The 6417-nt window shown below is 42.7% G+C and carries 4 protein-coding genes; 1 reads left to right on the top strand and 3 read right to left on the bottom strand.

Going from position 1 to position 6417, the window contains the following annotated elements:
- Positions 1–395 precede the first annotated feature (395 nt).
- The 3 genes from V7L12_RS31955 to V7L12_RS31945 all read right to left on the bottom strand — a co-directional run bounded on the left by V7L12_RS31955 (position 396) and on the right by V7L12_RS31945 (position 5519).
- Entirely contained in the window at positions 396–1343 is a 948-nt protein-coding gene (locus V7L12_RS31955; RefSeq protein ID WP_335090581.1) for a hypothetical protein, read from the bottom strand.
- A gap of 61 nt (positions 1344–1404) precedes the next feature.
- Positions 1405–2892, bottom strand: a complete 1488-nt coding sequence (locus V7L12_RS31950; protein ID WP_335090580.1) for a galactose oxidase-like domain-containing protein — start codon at positions 2890–2892, stop codon at positions 1405–1407.
- A 464-nt stretch (positions 2893–3356) separates the two neighbouring features.
- A complete protein-coding gene (locus V7L12_RS31945) occupies positions 3357–5519 on the bottom strand; it encodes an amylo-alpha-1,6-glucosidase (RefSeq protein WP_335090579.1) in 2163 nt (720 codons plus the stop codon).
- Positions 5520–5652: 133 nt separating this feature from the next.
- Between V7L12_RS31945 and V7L12_RS31940 the strand changes: the two genes are divergently transcribed.
- Complete coding sequence (locus V7L12_RS31940; protein ID WP_289799057.1) at positions 5653–6264, top strand: peroxiredoxin; 612 nt, start codon at positions 5653–5655, stop codon at positions 6262–6264.
- The last annotated feature ends 153 nt before the right edge of the window (positions 6265–6417 follow it).

Below are 6417 nucleotides of genomic sequence, written 5' to 3'. Positions count from 1 at the left end.
CCGTGATTTCAATCTTAAACGGGCGGCTCATGACTATTTAAACTTAGGAGTTGGCTTCTTACCATTATATGTAGCTTCATATTAAATTGGTATAACACACTCTCATTAGATTCTTAGCTATCGAAAAGGCGATCGCTGTACTCCAAAGGAGAATCTAATGAGTAAGTTTTGAACTTCGGCAACCTTTCCTGATATAAGCATACCTATCAAAATCATTATAAATTTTTTTGAGTTACTGCTGTTCTGTATCAATCAGAATTTCCAGGGGTAACTAATTAGAAAATAAGTCAAAAATATTCTTAATAATAAGCTGTACCAATCAATATCAATAAAAAGCCCTCAAGCAAAGATGAGGGCTAGGCAGTTTTTTGCTAGAGATATCAGCTCAATTCCTTCTAAGCACGAGCACGCGTAATCTGAGTAGTATCAAAGTTTTGTAGCCGAGTCATATTTCCACTGTTCTTGTCAACAATATACACAGCATTAGGTGTCTCATATCTCATAGCTCCAAAGGCGAGGAGTTGACCTGTTGCAGAGCAAACTAAGCCTTGTAAGCCATTATTCCATGCTTCACCATTAACTTTCAATTGTCCTAGTCTGATGGGCTTTTTTTGATTTGAATCTAGCTGCACCAGAGTTGTATCACCATACGCACCAACTATAGAGGTATAAAGTATTCCATCTGGGCACTCAGCTAGATTGCTGACCCGCTCATCGTCCAGGAATTTAACCTTACTAATAGAACTTATCTCTCCTGTTTGAAGGTTAATATCTACCAATCTGATCGGTGGTGTACCGTTTTTCTTACCTACTAGACCAATGAGTCGCCCATCATTAGTACCTAGCAAGCTTCCAAGCTGTTGATTTGGTTTAAGTCCTGAGACTATCAAAGTTTTTACAGGCGTACCCAAAAATGTAATGCGAGTAGGTGTCGCCTCTCTCCGACTAATCGCAACCGGAGTAATGGCTACAACAAGTGTGCCATCGCTTAAAGAGGTAAAACCACTCAATATCTCATTAGGCTCTAATAGAGGTGTACTTTTATCCGTAAGTACCTGAGCCTTTCCTGTAACTAAGGATTGCAAAACTAGTCCTACAGGCTTCATATCTGTGCGAATATCTGTGCTTACACTGTTTAGGGCAGTGTTCTCTACTAATTCAGTGGTGTTTACCTCTGTAATAGCCGTTTGGTCAGTAGTAACCATCGGGCTAGAACCTATACCTACAATATTTACACCTGGTGTTTCTGCCAAGACTTTCTTGGTGAGATAACTAAGTCCAGATAATACAGTTCCAGCAAGTGCCAACTGTCCAAACTGTCGACGTGATAGCTTGTAATTCATATTTTCCTTCCTAGAATTAATGACTTTTATTGGGTAGCAGTGCGAACATAAACAGATAAGGCTAATATATTTGCGTCCAGGTTGCTACTGAGGGTGTTCCATTGTTGTCACTAATAAAAAGCATGTACCAGCCTGGGGGTGCGATGTTTCGATTGTTTATTACCGTGACCTTAAGAGAAGTAGCGTTTCTAGAAGTAATGGGTGCATCCACTAACCTTTGTTCTGTATCGCAAGAATGGGTAGTTGCCATTGGTCTAATAAAACTAACCCATTTAATATTCGCAGCCTGGGGTGTCTGAATTGTAAATTGCTGCCCGTAGGTCACTGTTTGAGGAGCGCTCCGAATAACTGGTCGCGATCGCGACATATACGCAGGACTGTAGATTTCTAATCGCAGTTCATTGACCCTCCGTTGAGGGTTCCCCCCAGCTGTGACGACCCTACCATCTGGTAGTAGCAAGGCTACTGAGTGATATACGCGGGGAACATTTTGTTTAGCTACTACTGTCCAAGTATTTGTAGCTGGATTGTAGATTTCTGCTGGCAGCATTGATTGTTTTGTATCCTCATTCATTTTGCTACCATTGCAAACAAACACTGTGCGATCGGGCAATAAAACTGCGCTGTGATGCATCCGAGCATAGTTTAAAGGCTTTGCTGCTACGTAAGTTGGATTAGTAGCTTTTAAATCGACAATATTTACCCTCTTTGTTGCTGTCTTACCACTACCCCCACCGAGAATCATCACCTTTTGATCTTGTGCAGGTGGTAAAAGCACACTGGCAGCTTGATCGCCAAAAGCTGAGTCTTGCAGCCCCGGCACTACTTTTTCTGGAATGGATTGTGTAAATGTTTCTGGCAGGGTTAATATCCTTGGGCTCGATCCATAGTTTCCACCCATCTGACCACCTGAATAAAAAATTTTTCCACTATTTAGTAGAAACAGATGCGCGTATGCCGGTAAGGCACTAGTTTTTGGAAAAGCGTTCCAACCATTTGGAAAGAAAGCAGAATAAATTTCTGGTTGTCTATTGAGGTTGCCATCTTTATCTGGCCCAGATACTGCTAAGATTCGACCGCTGCCTAGTGTTAACACAGTAGGATACCAACGACCATTATTCATTGATAGTATCTTGACCCATTTCTCAGCAATGGGATCAAACATCAGAGCATAGGGTGAACCGTAAAATGGGTCATAGCGCAAAGTTCCACCTGCAACTAGTAACATCCCATCAGGGCGGAAGGAGTGACCAGCGCAAAAAAGATCCATTGGTTGCTTGTTACTATCCAATGGAGGCGCTTGACGGGAAAAGGTTCCCTTGTTTACATCCCAGACTACACTGTCATAGGGAGTATTTAACCGATTAGGATCGTTACCTGAGCCACAGAACAAGAATATCTTACCAGTACGAAGTAGAGCGGCATGTATGGGTAGGATTGGAGCACTGTACGACAATACTTCCCATTTATCTGTAGTAGTAGCCAGAGCAATAGAAGTCCCTAAATCTGTTTCTTCTTGAAAGTTAGTCTTGTTATTAGTTTGAGTCACTTTATTTACAATTCTTCCTACGTGAACTTAATTTTTTGTACTTTATTTTATTAATTTATTTCTTAATTCATATCTATACTTCTTTAGGCTTATTTAGCGTTAAGATATGATGTGTTTTCTATAAGGAAATATAAAATTAGCTTTATCAATAGTGATTGCGCTGTCAATCATCTATCCTGTAGAGTATCTAAATTAAGCCTGAAATACATTGCTACTATCAAGAATACTACATCTCGTTGATAAACTTTTTTCATATTTTATTTTCTCACAGAAGGAAATAAAATTTTTTGGTTTTGCGGCCTCAATTTGTGAAATAATCGAAAATATCTAGTCACTTTTGGATAATCAGATAAATTAATAAAAAGCTTGTATAGTAAGGGTTTTGTAGGTTCCAACTAGCAACATTAATTTGTGAATGTATGTTAATCAAGAATAATTATCCAAGACTATCTATATCCCTACAACTATTTAATGTGGCGGATTATTTCGGCAACTGACCAAGCTTGAGCGATCGCTCCTCTGGGTGTGTGAGGTGAATCGCCATCAAAAATCTCAGAAATAGAACCAAGACAAGCGTCAAAGAAAAAGTGATCGAGCAAGGGTTGCCAATCAAAAGGCAGCGATTGTTGTGGATAAAAACGTTGCCAAGCCCGAATATATGGCCCAATTAGCCAAGTCCAAACAGTGCCTTGGTGATAAGCGCGATCGCGTTGCTGTTGATTGCCCTCATATTTCCCTTTATATTCGGGATCTCCTGGATCGAGACTGCGAAGACCATAAGGGGTGAGCAAGCTGGTAGTTGCCAAATCTAATATCTGACACCCTTGCTGTTCAGAAAACCCACAATGGTGTAGTGATAGCGCCAAAACGGCATTCGGACGAATTTGAAAATTCCGGCGATCGTCCGGCTCAATAGTATCGTACAGATAACCTAGCTGAGGATTCCAGAACTTTTGCAGCGAGGTTTTCACGTGTTGTGCTTGGTTAGCATAACGCTGTGCTTGCTTAGTGAGACGCACTGGTGAGCCATATTCCATTTGGCTCAAGCGCTCTGCCCACTGACTCAGCCAACATAAAGCAGAATACCACAGCGCATTGATTTCTACTGGCTTCCCGTAACGGGGCGTGACGGGGTGTGCCCCAATTACTACATCCATCCAGGTGAGAGCTACACCACGAGCATCCCAACTAACTAGCCCATCGGTAGCATCGACCTGGATATTGAAATGTGTACCACCGACAAATGCTTTATAGATTTGCTGTACTACAGGGAATTGCTCTGCCAAAAAATCCCAGTCTTGGGTAGCTTCTAAATAAAGTCCTAAAGTTTCAATCCACCACAATGCCGCATCAATACTGTTATAAATTGGTTCGCCATTGAGATCGGGAAATGCATTCGCAATCAAACCGTGGCGACAATAATGCCCAAAAGTTCGCAATACTCCTTTTGCTAGGTCAAAGCGCTGTGGAAGTAGTGCCAACCCCGGTAAAGCGATTAATGTATCGCGTCCCCAGTCATTAAACCAGTGATAACCAGCAATAACCGTGGGGCCTGCAATTGAGGCTCGATAGACGATAAATTGATCGCTTGCTTTGAGTAGTTGTTGCCAGATTGGGGAGTGGGTATAAGAGGCAGAGGTGCAAAGGGGCAGAGGGGCAGAGGGGAAAAACTGACTGCAACTTCTCCCCAGCTCCCCAGCTCCCCATCTCCCCAGCGCCTCTGCTCCTCTACCTCCCCCTCTCCATCCAAAAATCTGTGAGAGCCTTTCTTGCTCTGCCTCCACAGCTTCTGTGAAGGTTTTGAGGGTGAGAACACCTGGCACTGAGTCGGTTTTCGCGACTCGTGCTTCTAAAGTCACCGTATCTCCTGGTTGGAGTGTGACTATCAAGTAACCAGGACTGTGGAGGTCTTCTTTGTCGCCTAATCCCCGTTTTGTCTCCTCAGACAATCCATAATCCCAATACCAGACTGCATCCGGTTGATAATTTCCTTGTGTCCAGCGCAAGTGCCAAGGTATGCCGAAGCGCCCAGAATTGATTGCTTGCAGACAGACTTGCTGTTGCCCTAGCAATTGTAAAAACTGTAATTCTTGACTAGCAGTCTGCTGGTGGTGAAAGTCACGTTCTGCTATCAACAGTCGCAACCGTAAAATAGCTGTTTCACTTCCCTCATAGCGATACTGAATTAAAATTCGATGGCAAAATTGGGCATTGGGCCATTGCTTATCCCCCCTTGTCTCCTTTTCCCCTTGTCCCCTTGTCTCTTTCCCTTTGTCCCCAGTCTCCACCAAACCATAGGGCATCACCAATTGTCTAGTTAATTGCCAGTTATCTTGACCCCAAGTCCATTTGGGAACTGGGTTAATATCAAAACGGCGTAGCTGCTCAGAGCCTGTTCGCTCAATCTGACCGTTACCCCAAACATTTGTCCCCAGTGCCACAACGCTGCCTAATATTTCCAAGCTAGCTTCTAGGTGCGAAAACAGCAGAGTCTTTCCAGAAGGTGGGTTTGTCGCGGCAAACAGCCAACCATGATAGGTGCGCGTGCGGACATCAGAAACTGTACCGCTGGCAAAACTTCCCAAGCCGTTGGTAAGCAACCATTCTCTTGTATCTAAATCTGGCATTTGCTACTCAAAATCGTTATGAGTATGATATAGTCGTAACAGATCGTAATTAAACTGTAAGAGCGTGGATGGGTGAATTTTATTTGACCCAAATTCCAACGCTACTAAACCGATAAAGGAGAATTAGGTTAATATGTCCCTTACTTACGGAACCGAAGGAAGCCTCCGCGTTGGTCAACAAGCTCCCGATTTCGCAGCAACGGCTGTGGTAGATCAGGAATTTAAGACAATCAAACTTTCCGATTATCGCGGTAAGTATGTCGTCCTGTTTTTCTACCCACTAGACTTTACCTTTGTTTGTCCTACTGAAATTACAGCATTTAGCGATCGCTACGAAGAATTCAAGAAAATCAATACTGAAGTCCTTGGGGCTTCCGTTGACAGTGAATTCTCTCACCTCGCCTGGATTCAAACAGATCGTAAGTCTGGTGGCGTCGGCGACCTGAATTATCCTCTAGTCTCTGACATTAAGAAAGAGATTAGCGCCGCTTACAACGTTCTTGACCCAGCAGCAGGCATTGCCTTGCGTGGTCTGTTCATCATCGATAAAGATGGTATCATACAGCACGCCACCATTAACAATCTAGCTTTTGGTCGTAGCGTTGATGAAACCCTGCGGACATTACAAGCAATTCAGTATGTTCAGTCTCACCCTGACGAAGTTTGCCCAGCTGGTTGGCAACCTGGTGACAAGACAATGAATCCTGACCCAGTGAAGTCTAAAGTCTACTTCTCTGCTGTCTAAATTTTGCTAGCTAAAAACTCTAATCCAGCCTTTTGGAGTTGAAAGCAAAATCAATGAAAACCACAGATAAACAGAGATACACATTAAACAATGTTAACTTCCGTAAATATCTGTGGTTTTTTATAAAATATTATTTAAATAATCAAGGTTAAA

Source organism: Nostoc sp. (genome assembly GCF_036918245.1).
In the GTDB taxonomy this organism is placed as follows: Bacteria; Cyanobacteriota; Cyanobacteriia; order Cyanobacteriales; family Nostocaceae; genus Nostoc.
This window is presented reverse-complemented; position numbering and strand designations above follow the sequence as displayed.